This is a genomic window from Paenibacillus cellulositrophicus (genome assembly GCF_009363095.1).
Lineage (GTDB): Bacteria > Bacillota > Bacilli > Paenibacillales > Paenibacillaceae > Paenibacillus_AQ > Paenibacillus_AQ favisporus.
This window is the reverse complement of sequence record NZ_CP045295.1, coordinates 4733471-4752296: the sequence shown is the minus strand read 5'-3', so window position 1 is coordinate 4752296 and position 18826 is coordinate 4733471. Positions and strand designations below refer to the sequence as shown.

The window sequence follows — 18826 nt, the reverse complement described above, 5'->3', positions numbered from 1 at the left end:
TCCGAAGACCCGGGAACGGGAAATAGAATAGCGCTTTATAGAAGGAACACCCCCGTGCAGGAGTGCTCACATTGAAGAAATGGGTTCATTTCGACAGTCTGATCTCTGCCGGGGGTTATTTATATACATATCATAAAATGAAATCAACTTCGGAGGAGAGGAGAGGATCGGATGAGAGTCGCCATTTGCGGAGGTACCGGCTTTATCGGCAGCGCGCTGTCGGAGCATTTGCTCAAGAACGGACACGAGGTGACTGTTGTCACCCGCAAGCTTCCGCCCGATCATAAACGCGATCCTAGGCTGGTGTTGTATACGTGGGATGAGATTGCGAGCCATCCTGAATTGATGGAGGGCATGGATGCGCTGGTCAACTTGGCCGGTTCTTCATTAAGCCAGCGGTGGACCGCCAAGGCAAAGGACAGCATTATCCGCTCTCGCCTCACTACCGTAGCTGCCGTCGACAAGCTCGTGGAGGAGCTGCACAGCAAGCCAGGGGTCGTCATTCAGGCCTCAGCTATTGCCGTCTACGGCACCTCATGGACCGACACCTTTGACGAAAACAGTCCGAAGCGTGTCATGGATTTTCCTTCGGATGTCGTCAGCCGGTGGGAAGACGCTGCCGACAGCATCCAGGGCGTACGGCTCGTTAAGCTGCGCATCGGCGTCGTGCTTGGAAATCAGGGGGGAGCCTTCCCGATCATGCGCCTCCCCTACAGGCTGGGGGTCGGCGGCAAAATCGGCAGCGGCCGGCAGTGGCTGTCCTGGATTCATCTGGAAGACATCGTCCGGCTGATCGAGTTTTGCATGACGCATCCGGAGGCAGAGGGTCCGGTGAACGCAACGGCACCTGAACCGGTTACTAATGATCAATTCGGACAAGCCGTTGGCCGCGCGTATCACCGGCCTCATTGGTTTCCGGTACCCGCCGTGATGATGAAGGCCGTTCTTGGCGAACAATCCTTGATCATCTTGGAAGGCCAGCGCATTCTTCCGGCCAAGGCGCTTGAGCTGGGCTTTAAATTCCGGTATCCCCGCCTTCAGGAGGCTTTGAACGACCTTGCCAACAAGCAGGGTTGAACGTTCTACAAGGGATCTCAGGATACCTTGAACGTATAGACTCCGCTGATGATAGTAAAAGTGTCCCCGTCCTTCAGCGGATACTCCTTGTAGGGCACCATAAGCTCTCCATGCAGCTTGGTTCCGTTGCGGGAGCCCAGATCCTTGATCAGGTAGCCGCCGTCCTCGCTTCTGGCCAGCTCGACATGCGCGCGTGAGGTGCCTGTGGAGGATTCTACATACTGGGCAACCTCTTCCGACCTTCCGATCACGAAGTGCGGCAGCTTCAGCTCGATCCGTTCAGAGGGGCGCCCCTGCTCCCCTTCGCGAATCAAATAATAGCCGGGACTGCCGGAGCGATGGCTCTTCCCTCCGGCAGCACCATCCACAGGCGCAGATAGAAGTACAGTCGCATTACTTCGTCCGGTGCCGGACATAGCCTGTTCTTCCTTCAAACGGAAATCGTGCCCGGCGCTTCCATCCGATCCAGCATGCTCGTTAGCCGCACGTTCAACCCCGGCTGCATGGGTAGCCTCGAGATGGCTCCACAGACGCTGCCGGATGTCCGAATAATGTTCCCGGTCGGCCGGAGTTTCCCGACCTTCCCGACCTTCCCGATCTTCCCTATCTTCCCTATCTTCCCGACCATCCCGTCCTTCCTGTCCGATCCCAACTCCGCTCCCCAGTCCTAGCCCCTTATTGTTAGAGCCTACCGCCGAGTAGCTTGGCCAACTTGTCTCGCTTGTCCTCTGCCCTCCTCCCTTCAGCTCAATACCTGTTGATGCTGCAAGTAAATCCTGCGAAAACTTCCACTTCCAATCCGGTTCCACATCATCTGTTCCGTGATCGTCATCATCGCAATCCTTTCGTCTGCTGCCTTTGCCGAACCAGCCGGTCAGCTGCTCCACCTGAAACCGTGGGATTCTCTTTCGTGAAGCCGAATGACGATCATCATCGATTTCACCCGATCCGAAATCCGGGATTTCCCCTTCCAGCACTTGCTGCGCAGAACGGCCCAGCTTTAGCTTTCCAGACCAGCTAAGCCAAGCCGCCGCACCAAGCAGAATCGTCAATAAGATACTGATCAGCAGCGAGCTTGTCGTGGGTTTCGGCATATAAATCATCCGCCAGATGACGGCGGCACATAATAGACATCCCAAAGCAATATAAATCTTTCCACCAGACTTTCCGTTTGCTTCCCGCTCATCGTTTGCGTATAAGACATCGTCACGGTCCGGATTCCGGTTCCAATGGTCAAACGCTTCCTGAAGCCCGCCCACTCCCGGAAAGGAGTCCCTTTCGAGGCCTGGGCGGTCTTCCTGCTTCAGTGGTACGGACCGCGGCCGATCCCCTTCGGCTGCCCGGGCATTCGTTCTTGCCTTATGAAACGGTGCCACGCTGCCCGCTGCAGAATCTTCTGCTTCTCTTATTCCTTTTCCCGGCACACGACTGCCACCTGGCAACCCTTGCCTGTCAGCCTGCTGAAAATGATTTCGATACCCTTCTAACGGCTGGCCGCCTCCCGGATGGTCAGCATATCCATGTCCATCATCCTCCTCGGCGGTTAACAGTTCGAGCAGGAGCTTTTTAAAGCCGGAGACCGAAAAGTCCTCGCCTCCGGTGAATTGAAGCAGTCTTTGAACACCGTTTCCCTTTAGCTCCTGGACCGTGGCCATCAGCCGGGTGACTAATTCCTTCAATCGGATTCGCAGCGGCTTGTCCTGAAACGGCTCCTCCAGTGGAACATAGGTAAAATAAAGCGTTCCCGAGTGCAAGGACCCGTCAATGAAGATGTAATCCTCGTCCAGCACATACTTATCCGGCTGCAGCATGTAAGACTTGCTCTCTTCCAGCGTCCCGGCCACCTGGCACAAAAGCCCGTAATAATCCGGCATGCTGAGCCTCTCTCCCCTCAGCATATGGGACAGCATCTTCTTGCCTGTAATGTCATACTGGAGCGTTACCCGGAGATCCATCTCCTTCAGGCGCAGCGGAAGAAATCTGGCAATCCGGGAGGCCGAAATCATAGATAACTCTATATTGTTTAATTCGTCGGGACGGTACCCTTCAGCAGGGCCAATGACCATAAAGGTTCCGTCACGTTGAATAAAGTCACGCGTCAGGGACTCCAAACCGGTGTTCACCTCCAAAAAACCATCTGTAGGAACTTATCACTTCGTAAACACGAGAATCATAAATACATGCACGCGCATATAAAGCCAGGCAGCACGGCGAGCATAAACGGAAAATGAAGCTGCTCTTTCCGATTTCCCCTCAAGCTGGTCAGACTCCTTAATACAAAAAATCCGGACAGGCTTCCCGCGGCTTGGCGCAGTCGCTTCATTGCGTCCCTCCTCCACAAGGAGATCAACAGCCCGATAATTCCCGCAAAGATGACCGAATAAACCACGCACTGAACCGCAAACAGAGCGCCCATCCAGGCACCGATCCCGGCAAACAGCTTCACATCACCGGCTCCGACCGCGCCCATCCAGTACATGACGAGCAGCACCAGGAATCCGACAGCCATCCCTTTCCCTGCAAACGCGAGCCCGGACCAGCCGTCCCAAATTCCGTGGAAGGTTATCCCCGCGATAATTGCGCTGAAATTTAGCTTATTCGGGATTTTCATCGTCCGGATATCGGTCACAAAAGCAGCGGCAATCAGCACTGCACATCCGTATATAGCTGGATTCACGGTACAACCGCCTCCTTTCCCCTTCTTTATGTAGTTGAACTAAACTAACTGTTACCGTAATTACGGTAAGGTATCGGACACATGAGGTTAAGCAGGCCAAAAGAGGTTTTTCACGACCCAAACGAGGCTAGTACACCAATTGAGGTAAAACCACACCATTTGAGGTATGAGCTATCCCTTTACGACGGTAAACATAACCTCCAGCCGCTGGCCGTCCGAAGTCGTAATGACGAAGGGCCAGGTTCCGGGTGTCGTGTTAGGTCCGACCCACCATTCCCACTCGATGGTTCCGTCCGCGTCCGCCTGCTTTTCCCCCAAGTATTTGGCGGTGCTTTGGCCGCTTTTATAAAACACGGATAAATTTGCCGATCCGTTTGGAGCGATCTTGGCGCGCACCTTGGCCTTTTTGCCGACATACGCGGGATCTGGTTTGGATAAAATGCTGATGGATGTGCGTCCATCAACATCCCCTTCTCCCTCTCCAAAGCCTTCTTCATCAGTGGCGCCGATCCACAGGCGTTCCTGTGCTTTGGCCTGAATCACGATTTTTCTATTGATAAAAGGGACCTTTATCGGTAGCTCGTAGCTCACTTCAATGCCAAAGTATGGATCCGTCCTGTTCTTGAGGTCAGGGATTTGAATATTGGAAACATGAATTCGCTCGTAGCTTAGAAAATGGCTTTGCATTTGTGGCTTCAATATCGGTTTGACCACCGGATCGAGCACCGCCTCTGCCGTCTGATTTTTTAAATCCTGGAGCGGGGCTTCGGCCCGCCCCACTGCCTCATTCGTCCATTCCTTCAGGGGAGACGGAAGAGCCCCCGTATATTGGGAAGCCCAATCGCTTAGCGACAGCTCGGGAACCGACCAGCTCCCGGAGTCACGCTCCTTGGATTCGTTTCCCGTCCCTGCGGATGCTTCCGGCTGGATGGCCAAAGCCACCGGATAAATGTGGGAAGATACCAGCTTGACGGTATCCGAAACGGTGCTCTGCAGCGCCGTAGAAATGAGTGTCATCTGCACGATATAAATCAGAAAAATGACGAAGAACAAAAAGACGGGCAGCACCAATGAGGCTTCCAGGACGATGCTGCCCAGCTCCCGCTTCCCCCGCTTCGGAAACGCCTTGGCGAAAGCAGAAGCTCTCCCCCAATTCATGCGGTGCAGCCGATCAATAAGCAAAATCCGCTTTTTTCGTAACATAGTAACGGTTTCCTTCCACGTTATCCGGACTGCCTCCGGCATAACCCGCCATTTGGATCACGCCGGGAAGAAACCACAGCCTCATTCCGATCCGGACTTCTCCTGACGCATACGTGGCTCGTTCGGCGGGATTAATTCCCGTATTCAGACGAATCAGCGCCAGCATTCTGGACATTTTCTTCTCATTGTCGCTGTGGATCAGCAGGAACAATCTCAAGTAGTCGCGGTATGTCATTTGAATCTTGACGTAACTGGACAGCTCTACGGATCCTTCCCTGCAGAGCTTCACCATGTCGGCCATGGCCATCTCTACTCCGTACAGCAGCGCTGCAGCTAGAACGAGCAGAGGATTTCCCAGTTTGCTGTTCTTCACGAGCCCCTCCATGGTCCGAACCGCCAGCCGTGCCGCAAAAATTTCGGCATAGGCCGCTGACACATTACCCACCGGGTTATGGAAGCCGTACACGATATACTCCAGCTCTTGATGGCTTACGCTCATCTCATCGGCAACCGCATCCCCAAGCCGGCTTCCCGGGCTTGCCGCCGCATCTTTCAGCAGTCCAAGATCAAAATGGGTAAAATACAGCGCTGCATATTCGTTCTGGAACAGTTCATCCTTGATGCCCGACATCATCCCCGCCATGGATCCATACACCGAGTCCGTCTGCTTCATGGCCGATTTGCCCGCATCATAGGGGTCATGATCAAGATCGGTCCCCTTGTACTCGCTGCCTGCGTCTTCCTTATTAAAGGTCAAGCTATCGTCGTAATACTGCTGAAGCTCCTGGTATTCCTCATTGTGCTGCTTCACTTTCTGGTCCAGCTTATTAATGCTTTCCAAAATGCCCGCTGCTTCGGACAGCTTGGCCTTGCTCTGTTTCTCTTTTTCTTTCCTTTCCTTGTCGGATCCCCGATGCTCCTGCAGCTGACCTGCTACCCGGTCGAGCTTATTCCCGCTGCCTGACACGGCGTAATCATGGACATAACGGTCAGCGGCGCTTACTCCCCGGATCACCTCATTTTTCATGCGCCCACTGCTTCCCTGAACCCCGGAAGACTCGGCAAGGGAAGATAAAAGGGTAGATAACCGGTTGTTAAATGCACTATAATCCTGCTTTTGGGTCTTAATTACATCATTCAGTTCCTGAAGCAGACTATCAGACAGCAGCAGTTGGTCTATGCCGTCCCGGATGCCATGAATCGCCGCTGGATCACTTCCGGATGCTTCCGGTGCCGCCCCCGGGATGATGGCGCTCCCGACCTGATCGTAGCCTTCGGTCCCGCCGCGGTTTCCGGCTTCTGCAATCACTTCCTTCATCTTATCGTTGCTGCTCCGGGCCTCCTCCCAGTACTCCAGGGCATTCTGGAGTTCCTTTGCATGGCTCTTGGCCGCCGAGGACTGGATTCCCTGCAGGCGGGAAATGACCTTTCCTGAGCTGCGGTTATACTCCCGGATTTCCGAGCTGTACTGTTCCTCTTCGTCTTCGCCACGGTTTGCATCCTGATTGACCTTGTCTACGTAGTCCTCATATTGTGCGGCAATGTCGGCCGTGGTGACCACTTCCGAAGAACCGAGCGATTGGTCCGGAATCGCCCCACCGGCAGGGCTCATGATCAAACCCGGAGCCTCCTTCAGGCTTTGACCGGCCTTTCTCTGGGCCGCAAGCATCTGATCGAGGGCCTCCTCGCGCTTGTCATACAGCTTCTGCAGCTTGCCCAGGACATCCACCGTATCCGAGGCTTCCTTCATGGATTCGGACAGCGGCTTGAACCTGCTGACAAGTTCCAGGGAAAAGTCGATGGGCGCTTTATACTTCATCTCCTCGCTGACTTCCCTATTAAAAATGTCATACTCCCCCAGCATCCGTTCCATCTTGAGCGATGAGGTGTCCAACTGAAGCGGAAGCAGATCAAACCGATCGCTGCGGTCTCCCTTGTCCATCGTGCTGTTAAGCACGCCAGCCATAATTTGATCGCCGCTCGTGCTGCCGTGTGCAAAAAGTCCATACCTTTCCTGCAGTTCAGGGTCGTACGACGACATGACCGACCGGACCGCCGCACGGACCAACCGCTCGCTCTGCGCCTTCATCGCCGCGATCCGGGCGTAGTCGATAAATAATGCGACAAACGCAAAAATCATGGCCAAAACCCCAATAAGAAAGATGGATACCGAGCCACTTTCCGAGCGTCTCTTACCGAACACCCGCCAATCCTCCTCTCGGGTCCTAAGGCTGGCTTCCGGAAGCTTGAAGCTGCTGCAGCACCCCAGCCGCGCTGCCTCGATCCATCCCTTCACCAGCATCATTCTTCTTGAACTTCGAGCCGTAGTATCTCATCAGATGGATGCTGCGGATAAATTCTACCGGATCCACGACCAATGAACTCCCGGAGGTTCGAAGCTCGCTCCCTTCGTCCAGCATGGCATCGAGCGGCCGGAGGGAGATCATTTGGTTCAAGCTGGCGGTTACTTTCCGCTGCAGCAGAGCATTTTTATAGGTCATATCCCCCTGCATGCCCGCCGGAATCGCCGAGCCGGTTTTGCTCAGCTTGATCGCCGTCAGCGCCCCTTGCGTGGAAGAGGTACTTGGAACAGGTACCGTCTGTGAGTTTTCGGCTCCTGCCCAGCCAAACAACGCACCAAGCCATTGATCGTCTGTCATTCGCCAATACAGCGAATCATACTGGTTGACCGGCACCGAGCCGTCAAGCGCTTCTTTATGGCTGTTATCCCAGCTGTAGGCCGTGCGCTCCGCGGCTGCAGACGCCGCTTGATGCAGCATGCTCTGCTGATACATATACAGGGACAGAAACAGCAGAATCATCGTCGTGAACAGAACGATCGGCATGACGAGGGAGGCTTCCAGCGTAAAGCTCCCCTCGCATTCTTTTAACCTAGCTCGTAAATTCTTCACTTTTTTTGTTGACGTTAGCCAGCAGTTTGTTGATAAGCTCCATAATTTGCTTCTTAAACAGAAGCGCGATAATGAGGATCACGACGATAATCAGCAGCATTTCGAGCGTTCCGAGCCCCTCCTCGTCCTTCCATAATTTCTTGCCGCTTCGTCTTATCATTGTCAGCATTTATACCCCTCCTACATGTTCATCATCATAAAAGCCGGTGTGCCCACCAGCACAATCACGATCATAAAAATGACCATCATTGGAAAAACGAGCTTTGACGAGGCTTGCTCTCCTCGTGTCCGGGTAATGGCCTTGCGCTTCTCCCATAATCCCCGGGACAAGTCGTTCAGAGCCATGGCAAAGTCGCTGCCCCCTCGCCGCAAATTGAGCAGCACGGCTGTCGTAAACGCGGATACCTCCTGCACGGCACAGCGTTTGCTAAAATTCTCAAACGACTGCTGAAAGGAATATCCGCCTTCCAGATCATCGATCATCCGGATTAGTTCCTTATAAAGCGGATGATCCCTTTGGGCTTCCTTCTGACGTGCGCATCGCGTGATGGCCTTCTGCACCGTCTCGCCGGCTCCGACGAGCAGGACGACCTTGTTCAGCAGCTCCGCCAGCTCGATCGTAATATCCTGGTCCCGCTTATCAACCTTCGTGTGCAGGTCCTTAATGATCGCGGCCGGCAGAAGGATGGCCAGCAGCCCTCCAATAATAAGCCCCGTGTTCCCCCCGGCGGCAAGCGTCAGCAGGCAGCCCAGCATCAGCATAAGCCAGCTGTAACACAGCATCTCTCCGGCATACAGGAGCGTCATCTCCACGCTGTGCCGCTGCCCGTAAATCTTCTGGATCGAGCGCTGAAGCCTGAAGAAGAAGAGCGGAAAACGCGCAGTCAGCTTGTACTGGTCGATGATGTACAGCATGGGCCGCATCACCGCTCTCAGCCGAATCCCTTCCATCGGCAATGTCATCAACCGCCTATACTTGTCGCCGCAGCGCTGGTTCTGCACCACCCAACCTCCCGCCAGCAGAGCCAACATCACGGCAGCCAATAATTTCATGACTTCACCCCGTTCACACCTTGATATTCATCATTTTCATAATCCATAGCAGGCACCCGGCCAGTCCCGCCAATGCACCTGTCGAAATCACGATGCCCATCCCGCTGTACAGCGGCTGCATATAGTCTCCGGCCGTAAAATTCATAAACATCAGCATCAAGATAGGCGCAGCCAACAAGGCTCTGGATTCAAACTTTTTCTGGGCGATCATGACCGAGATCTCCTGTTTGATATCCAGCTTCTCGCCGATCACAGTTGAGGTATGCCGCACAACCTCGACAAGGTCCCCGCCCGTGCGCTTACACGTCGTGAACACATCCGCAAAATTCGTAATATCCTCCATTGCCGCACGGCGGCTGAAGTCATTCAGCGCATCCTCGACCGGTTCGCCATACTCCATCCGCGCGCAGATAATGCCCAGCTCGGTAATCAGGTCATTTTCCGCATCCGGGTCGAGCATCCGCAGGTCCTGAATAGCCTCCCTAAAACCGTTCTCCACCGATTTGCCCGCAGACAGGGAGGAAGACAGCGAATACAGTGCCTGCTTAAAATGAAGATTCATCGCGGTCCTCCGGCGCTCCAGAAGATGAGCCCTCCAAAACCGCGGAACGATCCATCCGCCGGATGCCATGATTATAGCTACGAGCCATTGATGATAGAACAAATAGCCAATTCCGAAGCATAACAAGCCCCCAATAGCAATGCATGCCGTACGCTGGAGCCCGTTCAGCTCATAAGTCTGGTAATCCGGAAGCTTCTGCCCTATACCCTCTGGTGGGGGAGATCCGTCCATGCCTTGCCTCCCGAGCGCCCTACCTGGCTTCTTGGGAGGAACGGCCTCCCGCCGGTTACCGCTGCTCCCTGTTCCCTGCTGTTCGTGTAACTTCGCTTCACCTCCCTGGTGACGTAACATCGCTTCACCTCCCCTCCTTAGTGACAGTACCCAACTGGTTTATTAAGGCCTTTAAATTTGATGCTGAATCAAGCAGCCTGCGACCCCAATCTCTTCATATTTGAATTAAAATGTCCGCTTCACTTCTTTGCGGCGGCGATTCCGGCAGCCTGAAGCTTTGCTACATGAATCAATCCGTTTCCCGTCGGCTCCAGCTCCCCTTCAACCTTTCCTTCCTTCTCCCCCGTCTCCCGAAAACGGAACAGCGGATTAAGGACCACCTCGCCGTTCTCCAGCCCGGCCACCTCGCTGATTTCAGTGACCTTCCGCGTGCGGTCGCGCATCCTGGACAGATGGACAAAAATATCGATCGCCGAGCTGATCTGCTGGCGGACGACAGGCACAGGCAGATCCGCTCCGCTCAGCACCATCGTCTCCAGCCGGCTGATCATATCGCGCGTGTTGTTCGCATGGCCGGTTGATAAACTTCCATCATGGCCGGTGTTCATCGCCTGCAGCATATCGAGCGCCTCGCTCCCCCGGACCTCGCCGACCACGATCCGATTGGGACGCATCCGAAGGGAGGAGCGGATCAGATCCCGGATGGCGATTTCCCCTCTCCCCTCCGTGTTCGCGTTACGGGTCTCCAGAGCGACCAGATTGGGGACCGTGACAATCTGAAGCTCAGCCGAATCCTCAATCGTGATCACCCGTTCGTCCGGCGGGATGAATTGCGACAGGGCATTGAGGAACGTCGTTTTGCCAGAACCCGTCCCGCCGCTGATAAAGATGTTGTATTTCCCCACCACCAGCTGCTGCAGAAACTCAGCCGCCTCCGGACTCAGCGCTCTCCGGACGATCAAGTCCTGCATCGTCATCGGCGATTCGGGGAACTTCCGGATCGTCATCGTCGGCCCCTTCAGCGCAACCGGCGGCAGGACGATGTTGACCCGCGAGCCGTCCTTCAGCCTGGCGTCCACGATCGGCGAAGACTCGTTGACGACGCGGTTCACGCCGGCAACGATCGACTGGATAATGTCTTCAAGCCTCGACCTCGATTCGAACTTCAGCGGCAGCCGGGACACCACGCCGTCCTGCTCGATAAAAATATCCTCGTGGCTGTTGATCATAATTTCGGTAATCGCAGGATTGTCCACCAAAGGCTGCAAAATGTCGAGCCCGCGGAACGAATCGAAGATCCGCCGGATCAGGCTGCGCTTCTCCTGCGCGGTCAGCTCGCGAAGCTCAGGTCTCCTGAACACCGTCCGCTCGATATACTGCATCAGCTCCCGGTTGCCCAGCGCAGAAGTCACGTCCAGTCCGGACCGGATTTCTTGACGGAGCTCGCGGAACAGCTCTTCATCCATATCCCCTCACCCCTGAACCACTGACGAATGAGTCCCCCAAGAGGGACTTGCACAGCTTGAGGATATCCCGCTGGTAGATCGGCGAGCTGAGCAGCAGCTCTTCGTTGCTGTTCTGTTTCCAGGAAGGGATATACGGCAGAACGCCGTCCACCTCCGGAATGCACGCGGGCAGCGGATTGGCCAGCTGACCGGTGAACCGATTGACCACGTACCGGCTCTTTCCGGCAAGCTCGGCGAACAGCTCCGGCTGGCTCCGCTCCATAAACGCAAACCACTGGCCGTTTTTGTACAGATTGGTGATATCGTCCAGCATCAGCCAGACCAGGTGGCGGCATCCTTCCAGGACGGCGGCCAGGCGTTCGTTCGGCCCGGAATCCGTGTCGGCGATTACCACGTCGTACCGGCCGCTTGCCGCGATGCTCTGCAGCAGCTTCCGCGTATCGGCCTTACCCAATTGAACCAGCTCTTTCAAATTGGTGACGGGTTTGAACCAATCCGCACGAATTCCTGGATGATGGACGGTGTACGGCTCCGGAGATACCATCGTCTGCACATGCTTCTCCTCGTGGGCCGCTTTCAGCTCATACAGCATCTCGGGCAGCCCCTCGGCACTCTCCGCACCGCCCCCCTGCCTGGGAAAAATTCCGCTGCTGTTCACGGTTTCCAGGTTCATATAAAATACCGACAGGCCGGCCGCCCCCAGCTGTTTGGCCATATTAACGGCGGCCGTCGTCTTCCCGCTCCCGCCTACAACGGAGACGAAGCCGATCGTCACGGCCTCTCCGTCCGCCACCGGTAGCGTACGCCGCTGACCTTCCCTCCGGCATAAGCCGAGGATGGAAGCCATCAACTCTGGAAGGGGCTGATATTTGGGGAGCACCGGTCCTTGTATAGAGGCGGCCTCCCCATGTCCGAGCAAAATCCAGTTCGGTATATCGCCGTTCTTCCCGGCAAGCCAGGGTTCCAGGAAGGCTGCCTCCCCAACGACGGCGTCGGGCAGCTCCTCGCCGTCCATATACTTCATAAAAGCGTCCAATTTAGTGAATCCGGATATGTGCATCTTGTCCCCAAACTCGCTGCTGTGAACATAGTGCAGGATACCCTCCAGATACTGCGCCTCCTTGACCGCGAGCGTAATTCGGTATGGTACCATCACGAATGATCCCTCCTTGTTTCAGACAGCAAAAAAGCACCGTCCAACAACCCGCCTGGCGGGTGTTAAACGGTGCTTCCGTTATTGGTAAGTATTTACTTAATTTAGAATTTATCACATCCGGACCGGAAACACAATACACTTTGACATGAAAAAATCGATCCGGTAACGGTTCATTTTTCACAGAAAACGGTTCCTAATCTCTGGCGTGGGCAGCAGGCAGGCTTCCTCCTTGCCAAACCAGCGGTACCGGTTGCGCGCGACCCAGCGATAGATCACGTTCCGGAGCGGCGCAGGCACAGCGATGAAAGCATACAGAAGCGGCCAAGGCTGCTTTAAACGCCGCACAATCCGCAAAGCCGCAGCAGATTCCGTATAATAGCGTCCGTTTTCAATCAGAACGACGGTATTTAGGGTTCCGACTGGCAATCCGCCCTCCCGGAGCAGCTTCTCTCCGATCTCGGACTGAAGTGAGGCAAAATGGAATATTCCTGCCGGATCCCGTTGGAGAATGAACTTGGTCAGCCCCTGGCATAAATGACAGACGCCGTCAATCAGAACAATGGCATTTGGCTTACCTGCGCTTCCTTGCTGCATGGTCATCGGCGAGCCCTCCCTTACCTCCAGTATCTTCCTTATTGCCTCGTAAATCAAGCCACCTTATTACTCCCCGAAAATAGAAAAAAGCACGGGATTCATAATCCCGCACCTGTATCTCCTGGATGATATTAGTGGGCAAGCGCCTTATCAATCCATTGGTTCTCAACGATTTGCTGTTCCAGCTCGCCTGTAAAGCTCTCCATGCACTTGCAAATAAAGTCTTTGCGGCATACAGGACAAGGAGTTTTCTGCAATCGGCTGATGTTAGTCATTTTCCATTCCGGAAAACGGTTATAGAACGCACGGCACTCTGTTCCGTCAGCCAGGTTGATAATGAATTCGTACAATCCGCTTTTTTCATTGCTGCTGGCTTCTCTGACGTTCGTAATGATCGGTCTGTAAGACATATGCATCACCCGTTTATTTAGTTTTCTTGCCTCGGACAAATAGTACGTAACAAGTACTTAGACATATTAAATGAATTTTATATATCATGTCAACAAAGAAGGGTATGTAATTCATGTATTTGGCCCCAATATGTCTCTACAGTACCGATCTCTTTTGTTTCTCTTCAATATAAAGGATGCCTAACTCCCAAAGAAAATATCCAGAATCGTACCAAGCTGATCTTTCCTTTTCCCTTCCAAAATATCGGGATTAAGCACCTCGACATTCCCGCAATGCTTGCAGGAAACAAATAAATAATGGATATGCTGGATATCAAACATCTTGCTGAGGCCGGCTCCCGTCATGGAAACCTCACGGATGTCGCAGATCCGCCCCTTGCACTTAACGCAAACAAAACGATCCTCAATGATGTCCTTAATGCTCAAGCTGATCTCCCCTTTCCTTTGGTGCCTAACTATTTTACGCCAGGGCGGTGGAAATCGTTCCAAGGATAAGGTTATGCCGAAAATGATACGACAAAAAGCCGGAAGCAGCCGCCACCACGTGGTGAGCCCCCGGCTTTTGTTACGATGATAAAGTTCAGCGGAACTGAACCATTCCATCATCGCACGGAAAACTTCCGCGAAACGCGGCCAGTTTTCTATGAAGGTACGTCGATAGACGTTCGGATACATCCTGGCATTATTTAAATAACGTTCAGCTCGACATCGATATTCCCCCGCGTGGCTTTGGAATACGGGCAGAATTCATGCGCCTTTTTCGCAAGCTCTTCCGCTTGTTCGCGTTCGATCCCGGGCAGCTTGATATCGAGACGGGCCGCAAGGCGGAAACCGCCGTCGCTCTCGTCTTTGCCGATCATGACGTTGGAAGTGACTTCCACATCATTCAACTTCACGCCGGCCTGGCGGGCCACATTGGCCAGTGCGCTTTCGTAGCAGGCACCGTACCCGGCTGCAAACAGCTGCTCGGGGTTGGTTCCATTGCCGCCGGCTCCGCCTAATTCTTTGGGCATACTGAGTTCATGCTTCAGGACACCATCGGAGGATGCGACCGAACCCTCCCGGCCGCCATGGACCGTTGCCGTTGCCGTATATAGAGCTTTCATCTTCATCGACTCCTTTTCCTGAAATTTGACCCTACCCTCATTAATTAAAGCGATCCTTCCAAATTGAAACGGGATCCTTCGGGTAATGGCTATTCAGAAAGAAGAGCGTATCCCATTCTTGTGTGTCCTAAAAATAATTGTACAACCACACAAAAGTTTCCCTAGACAAACAAATTTGTATGAGTACAATGAATAGTAGAACATTTATTACATTACAATAATTTTAATAAGGTGTGATGCATATGAAAGACACCGAAATTATACATCCTTCCAAGTCCAATACGTGGGAGAAACCGAAGGAAAGAACTTCGCTGTCTGACGTTAACCAATCTATGAAAGTCCCGGTGAACGCCTCGACTTTTCGCAAATTTCTGGCCTTTGTCGGCCCCGGATATCTGGTTGCTGTAGGCTATATGGATCCCGGAAACTGGGCGACGGACATCGCCGGGGGATCCCAGTTCGGCTATTCCCTGCTGGCCGTGATCCTGCTGTCGAACCTGATGGCCGTCCTGCTCCAGTCGCTGTGCAGCAAGCTCGGCATCGTTACAGGCCACGACCTGGCGCAGGCGTGCCGCAGCCATTACAGCAAGCCGGTCAGCATCGGTCTGTGGGTGCTGTGTGAACTGGCCATCGCAGCCTGCGATCTGGCCGAAGTCATCGGTTCGGCGATCGCCCTGAAGCTGCTGTTCGGGATTCCGATCCTGTACGGCGTGCTGATCACCGCCCTCGACGTCCTGCTCGTGCTGCTGCTGCAGCACAAGGGCTTTCGGGCGATCGAGACGCTCGTCATCGTGCTGATCGTGACGATCGGACTGTGCTTCGGGATCGATCTGTGGCTCTCCAAGCCAGATGCCGCCAGCATCCTCACCGGGTTCATCCCGACGGCCGATCTGGTGACCGATCATCAGAAGCTCTATATCGCCATCGGCATCCTGGGCGCGACCGTTATGCCGCATAACCTGTACCTTCACTCATCGATCGTGCAGACCCGGCAGTACGAAAACACCGACAAGGGCAAGCGGGAAGCCATCAAATTTTCCGTGTGGGATTCGACGATTGCGCTGACGCTTGCCCTGTTCATCAACGCGGCGATCCTGATCGTCTCGGCGGCGACATTCCACAAGGCGGGGATGACTACGGTCGCCGACATCAGCGATGCGTACCATCTGCTGACGCCGCTGCTCGGAACGACGCTCGGAAGCATTTTGTTCGCCGTCGCCCTGCTGGCATCGGGCCAGAACTCGACGCTGACCGGCACGCTCGCCGGACAGATCGTCATGGAGGGCTTCCTGAACCTGCGGCTGCCGTCCTGGCTGCGCCGGCTGATCACCCGGATGATCGCCATCATCCCGGCGGTCATCGTGACGGCCATCTACGGCGAGAGCGGCACCGAGGATCTGCTCATTCTGAGCCAGGTCATCCTGTCCCTCCAGCTGCCGTTTGCGGTGGTTCCGCTGGTCAAGTTTACTAGCGACAAGAAGCTTATGGGCAAATTCGTCAATCCGGTTTGGGTCAAAATATTGGCCTGGGTCGTGGCGGCATTTATCATTGTCCTGAACGTGTACCTTCTGGTTCAGACCATTTTCGGTTAATAGCGATGGATACAATCAAAGCCCCGTATCTCATGGATTCCATGGATACGGGGCTTTTTTAAAATATCAGGACTTGCCAAGCTCGCTCAGGGCCAGGTTCAGCTTCAGCACATTGACCCGCTTTTCGCCGAATACACCGAGGTCCCGCCCCTCCGTGTTCCGCTCAACGAGGCGGTTCAGCTCATCGGCCGAAACGCCGCGCAGCTTGCTGATCCGCGGTACCTGGGCTTTCGCGGATTCGGGTGTAATATGGGGATCCAGCCCGGAGCCCGAGTTGGTGATCAGGTCCACCGGAAGCTCGCTGACCGGTACGTCCGGGTTGTTCTTTTGCCAATCCGCGATCGAGGCTTGAACCCGCTTCAGCAGCTCGGGATTGGACGGAGCATAGTTGTTCGATCCCGAACCCTCTGCCTTGTAATCAATGCTGGAAACCCGCCCCTGGAAGAAGGAAGGGTCCGTAAAGGACTGGCCAATCAGCTCGGAACCCACGACCTTTCCTGTGCTGTCCTTTAGCATGCTGCCGCTCGCCTGGCTTGGGAAGATCAGCTGGGCCAGGCCGGTGCTCACCAGCGGATACGCAATCCCGCATAGGACGATCAGCACCAGACTCGTGCGCAGCGCGACACCCCACAAGGAACCGTTCCACTTTTCTTCGCCGACCGCCGTCGTCACCGTCGTTTTCATATCGTATCATCCCTTTTTTCATAATCTATCAATCGCTTATCCATTTCTTTAGTTCATTCTATCTAAATCCACAAATGAACCACCAGATCAATCAGCTTGATGCCGATAAAAGGCGCAATCACGCCGCCAAGGCCAAAGATCAGCAGGTTGCGGCTGAGCAGCCGCGACGAGCTTATCGGCTTGTAGGCCACCCCTTTCATCGCCAGCGGGATGAGCAGCGGGATAATGACCGCATTGAAAATCAAGGCGCTCAAGATCGCCGAAAGCGGTGAGCCGAGCTTCATCACGTTCAGCACGTTCATTTCGGGAATCGCGGCCATGAACATGGCGGGAATGATGGCAAAATATTTGGCCACGTCATTCGCGATGCTGAATGTGGTAAGCGCGCCGCGGGTCATCAGCAGCTGCTTGCCGATGGCCACGACCTCGATGATCTTCGTCGGATCGGAATCAAGGTCTACCATGTTGGCCGCTTCCTTCGCGGCCGCCGTGCCGCTGTTCATCGCGAGCCCGACGTCAGCCTGAGCCAGCGCCGGCGCGTCGTTCGTGCCGTCGCCGGTCATGGCGACCAGCTTGCCCTCGGCCTGCTCGCGGCGGATGACCGCGATTTTGTCCTCCGGCTTGCTCTCGGCGATAAAGTCATCGACGCCCGCCTCCCGGGCGATCGTAGCCGCGGTCAGCGGGTTGTCGCCGGTACACATGATCGTCTTGATCCCCATTTGCCGGAGCTGGTCAAAGCGTTCCTTCATGCCGGGTTTGACCGTATCCTTCAGGTGAATCAACCCGTAAATACGACTGTCCACGGCGACAGCCAGCGGCGTACCGCCTTCTGACGCGATTTTATCGGATTCCATATCCAGATCCGCCGGAATACTTCCACCTTGGGCCTGCACCCAGCGCTTCACCGCGTCCACCGCCCCTTTACGGACATGCCGCCCATCCACCAGGTCGATGCCGCTCATCCGCGTCTCCGCCTTGAACTCGATAAACTCTCCAGCGGCGGCCGCTTCCGGATGAACCTCCATCGACTGCTTCTTCACCAGCTCCAGCACGGAGCGGCCTTCCGGCGTCTCGTCTTTAACCGAGCTGACGGCTGCCCAATAGGCGGTTTCCTCATAATCCGCGTCCCCCACCGGAATGAACTGGCTCGCCATCCGGTTACCTAAGGTAATCGTACCCGTTTTATCCAAAATGATCGTGTTGATGTCGCCGGATGCCTCGACGGCTTTCCCCGACATGGCCAGCACGTTGAACTGCGTAACCCGGTCCATGCCCGCGATGCCGATGGCGGACAGCAGCCCGCCGATCGTCGTCGGAATGAGGCATACGAGCAGGGAGATCAGCACCGGGATATCCAGCGAAATGCCGAAATGCTTGGCAATTGGCGCCAGCGTGACGACCACAATCAGAAATATCAACGTTAGTGTTGTAAGCAGCGTGTTAAGCGCAATTTCATTAGGTGTCTTCTGGCGCGCCGCCCCTTCGACCAGGGATATCATCCGGTCCAGGAACGATTCGCCCGGATCGCTTTTGATCATCACCTTGATTTGGTCACTGACGACGCGGGTTCCCCCGGTGACCGAGCTGAAATCGCCGCCGGCTTCTTTGATCACCGGTGCCGATTCGCCGGTAATCGCCGATTCGTCCACCGATGCCAGGCCTTCAATGACTTCCCCGTCACCCGGGATCATCTCGCCCTGGGAGACGATGACGACATCGCCTTTGCGCAGCTCGGCCGAGCTGACGACCTTGATCTCGCCGCCCACGATTTTGTTCGCCGTCGTGTCTTTTTTACTCTTCTTGAGAGTATCGGCCTGGGCCTTGCCCCGGCCTTCCGCCAGCGCCTCCGCGAAATTCGCGAACAGGACGGTGAAGAGCAATATCAGAAACACGGTCAGATTAAACCCTATCCGTCCCTCGGTATGAAAATAAGAGGGAAAAAGAACCATCAGCAGCACCACAAAGGTGCCGACCTCCACAACGAACATGACCGGATTTTTCATCATCACGGCCGGGTTCAGTTTCATAAAGCTGTCTTTCAGCGCCTGTTTGGCAATGCCGCCAGACAGCATGCTTTTGCGTTGTCCGCTCATGACTTGCTCC

18 protein-coding genes are annotated in these 18826 nt (G+C 54.8%); 2 read left to right on the top strand and 16 right to left on the bottom strand.

Annotation, left to right across the window (positions count from 1 at the left end; genetic code table 11):
• The first annotated feature begins 171 nt into the window (after positions 1-171).
• Positions 172-1077 carry a TIGR01777 family oxidoreductase gene (locus GCU45_RS21510; RefSeq protein ID WP_152400392.1) on the top strand — a complete coding sequence of 302 codons (906 nt, stop codon included), beginning with the start codon at positions 172-174 and terminating at the stop codon, positions 1075-1077.
• Between the two features lie 17 nt (positions 1078-1094).
• On the opposite strand, the gene GCU45_RS21505 is transcribed toward GCU45_RS21510, so the two are convergent.
• From GCU45_RS21505 to GCU45_RS21440, 14 genes are all read right to left on the bottom strand, one after another.
• A complete protein-coding gene (locus GCU45_RS21505; protein WP_152400390.1) occupies positions 1095-3200 on the bottom strand; it encodes a DUF6382 and FHA domain-containing protein in 2106 nt (701 codons plus the stop codon).
• A gap of 47 nt (positions 3201-3247) precedes the next feature.
• Entirely contained in the window at positions 3248-3754 is a 507-nt protein-coding gene (locus tag GCU45_RS21500; protein WP_280117422.1) for an A24 family peptidase, read from the bottom strand.
• A gap of 171 nt (positions 3755-3925) precedes the next feature.
• Positions 3926-4957 (bottom strand): TadE/TadG family type IV pilus assembly protein, encoded by a 1032-nt coding sequence (locus GCU45_RS21495; protein WP_152400389.1) that lies wholly within the window; start codon positions 4955-4957, stop codon positions 3926-3928.
• On the bottom strand, positions 4926-7160 hold the full coding sequence (locus GCU45_RS21490) for a TadE/TadG family type IV pilus assembly protein (protein WP_152400388.1): 2235 nt from the start codon (positions 7158-7160) through the stop codon (positions 4926-4928). Before GCU45_RS21490 ends, GCU45_RS21495 begins: the two co-directional genes overlap by 32 nt.
• Before the next feature lie 22 nt (positions 7161-7182).
• On the bottom strand, positions 7183-7869 hold the full coding sequence (locus GCU45_RS21485; protein ID WP_280117421.1) for a TadE family protein: 687 nt from the start codon (positions 7867-7869) through the stop codon (positions 7183-7185).
• The gene (locus tag GCU45_RS21480; RefSeq protein WP_116231932.1) at positions 7850-8038 is read right to left on the bottom strand and encodes a Flp1 family type IVb pilin; all 189 of its coding nucleotides are present in this window, start codon (positions 8036-8038) and stop codon (positions 7850-7852) included. The genes GCU45_RS21485 and GCU45_RS21480 overlap by 20 nt, the downstream gene beginning before the upstream one ends.
• 11 nt (positions 8039-8049) lie before the next feature.
• Positions 8050-8922 (bottom strand): type II secretion system F family protein, encoded by an 873-nt coding sequence (locus GCU45_RS21475; RefSeq protein ID WP_152400385.1) that lies wholly within the window; start codon positions 8920-8922, stop codon positions 8050-8052.
• A gap of 13 nt (positions 8923-8935) precedes the next feature.
• Positions 8936-9715: a type II secretion system F family protein gene (locus GCU45_RS21470; protein ID WP_152403240.1), complete on the bottom strand. Its 780-nt coding sequence runs from the start codon at positions 9713-9715 to the stop codon at positions 8936-8938.
• 239 nt (positions 9716-9954) lie between these two features.
• The gene (locus GCU45_RS21465; protein ID WP_152400384.1) at positions 9955-11181 is read right to left on the bottom strand and encodes a TadA family conjugal transfer-associated ATPase; all 1227 of its coding nucleotides are present in this window, start codon (positions 11179-11181) and stop codon (positions 9955-9957) included.
• Positions 11174-12337, bottom strand: a complete 1164-nt coding sequence (locus GCU45_RS21460; protein WP_152400382.1) for a P-loop NTPase family protein — start codon at positions 12335-12337, stop codon at positions 11174-11176. Before GCU45_RS21460 ends, GCU45_RS21465 begins: the two co-directional genes overlap by 8 nt.
• Before the next feature lie 177 nt (positions 12338-12514).
• Positions 12515-12937, bottom strand: coding sequence for a thiol-disulfide oxidoreductase DCC family protein (locus GCU45_RS21455; RefSeq protein WP_244364193.1), 423 nt, complete (start codon positions 12935-12937; stop codon positions 12515-12517).
• A gap of 125 nt (positions 12938-13062) precedes the next feature.
• Positions 13063-13341, bottom strand: a complete 279-nt coding sequence (locus tag GCU45_RS21450) for a hypothetical protein (RefSeq protein ID WP_089549992.1) — start codon at positions 13339-13341, stop codon at positions 13063-13065.
• A gap of 180 nt (positions 13342-13521) precedes the next feature.
• The gene (locus GCU45_RS34250; protein ID WP_244364191.1) at positions 13522-13947 is read right to left on the bottom strand and encodes a zinc ribbon domain-containing protein; all 426 of its coding nucleotides are present in this window, start codon (positions 13945-13947) and stop codon (positions 13522-13524) included.
• Positions 13948-14027: 80 nt separating this feature from the next.
• On the bottom strand, positions 14028-14447 hold the full coding sequence (locus GCU45_RS21440) for an organic hydroperoxide resistance protein (RefSeq protein WP_089549991.1): 420 nt from the start codon (positions 14445-14447) through the stop codon (positions 14028-14030).
• 242 nt (positions 14448-14689) lie between these two features.
• On the opposite strand from GCU45_RS21440, the gene GCU45_RS21435 reads away from it, so the two are divergent.
• Positions 14690-16039: an Nramp family divalent metal transporter gene (locus tag GCU45_RS21435; RefSeq protein ID WP_152400380.1), complete on the top strand. Its 1350-nt coding sequence runs from the start codon at positions 14690-14692 to the stop codon at positions 16037-16039.
• 66 nt (positions 16040-16105) lie between these two features.
• Here the strand turns inward: GCU45_RS21435 and kdpC are convergent, their stop codons facing one another.
• Together kdpC and kdpB are read right to left on the bottom strand one after the other, a co-directional pair.
• Positions 16106-16723, bottom strand: coding sequence for a potassium-transporting ATPase subunit KdpC (gene kdpC, locus GCU45_RS21430; RefSeq protein ID WP_152400378.1), 618 nt, complete (start codon positions 16721-16723; stop codon positions 16106-16108).
• Positions 16724-16785: 62 nt separating this feature from the next.
• The gene (kdpB, locus tag GCU45_RS21425; protein ID WP_152400377.1) at positions 16786-18816 is read right to left on the bottom strand and encodes a potassium-transporting ATPase subunit KdpB; all 2031 of its coding nucleotides are present in this window, start codon (positions 18814-18816) and stop codon (positions 16786-16788) included.
• Between the last annotated feature and the right edge of the window lie 10 nt (positions 18817-18826).

Excerpts from the sequence above, each read along its gene's own strand:
- GCU45_RS34250 (WP_244364191.1), bottom strand. The coding sequence starts at position 13,947 with ATGATGGAATGGTTCAGTTCCGCTGAACTTTATCATCGTAACAAAAGC.
- GCU45_RS21495 (WP_152400389.1), bottom strand. The coding sequence starts at position 4,957 with ATGTTACGAAAAAAGCGGATTTTGCTTATTGATCGGCTGCACCGCATG.
- GCU45_RS21510 (WP_152400392.1), top strand. The coding sequence starts at position 172 with ATGAGAGTCGCCATTTGCGGAGGTACCGGCTTTATCGGCAGCGCGCTG.
- GCU45_RS21440 (WP_089549991.1), bottom strand. The coding sequence starts at position 14,447 with ATGAAAGCTCTATATACGGCAACGGCAACGGTCCATGGCGGCCGGGAG.
- kdpB (WP_152400377.1), bottom strand. The coding sequence starts at position 18,816 with ATGAGCGGACAACGCAAAAGCATGCTGTCTGGCGGCATTGCCAAACAG.
- GCU45_RS21475 (WP_152400385.1), bottom strand. The coding sequence starts at position 8,922 with ATGAAATTATTGGCTGCCGTGATGTTGGCTCTGCTGGCGGGAGGTTGG.
- kdpC (WP_152400378.1), bottom strand. The coding sequence starts at position 16,723 with ATGAAAACGACGGTGACGACGGCGGTCGGCGAAGAAAAGTGGAACGGT.
- GCU45_RS21435 (WP_152400380.1), top strand. The coding sequence starts at position 14,690 with ATGAAAGACACCGAAATTATACATCCTTCCAAGTCCAATACGTGGGAG.
- GCU45_RS21450 (WP_089549992.1), bottom strand. The coding sequence starts at position 13,341 with ATGTCTTACAGACCGATCATTACGAACGTCAGAGAAGCCAGCAGCAAT.
- GCU45_RS21470 (WP_152403240.1), bottom strand. The coding sequence starts at position 9,715 with ATGGACGGATCTCCCCCACCAGAGGGTATAGGGCAGAAGCTTCCGGAT.
- GCU45_RS21480 (WP_116231932.1), bottom strand. The coding sequence starts at position 8,038 with ATGCTGACAATGATAAGACGAAGCGGCAAGAAATTATGGAAGGACGAG.
- GCU45_RS21455 (WP_244364193.1), bottom strand. The coding sequence starts at position 12,937 with ATGACCATGCAGCAAGGAAGCGCAGGTAAGCCAAATGCCATTGTTCTG.
- GCU45_RS21465 (WP_152400384.1), bottom strand. The coding sequence starts at position 11,181 with ATGGATGAAGAGCTGTTCCGCGAGCTCCGTCAAGAAATCCGGTCCGGA.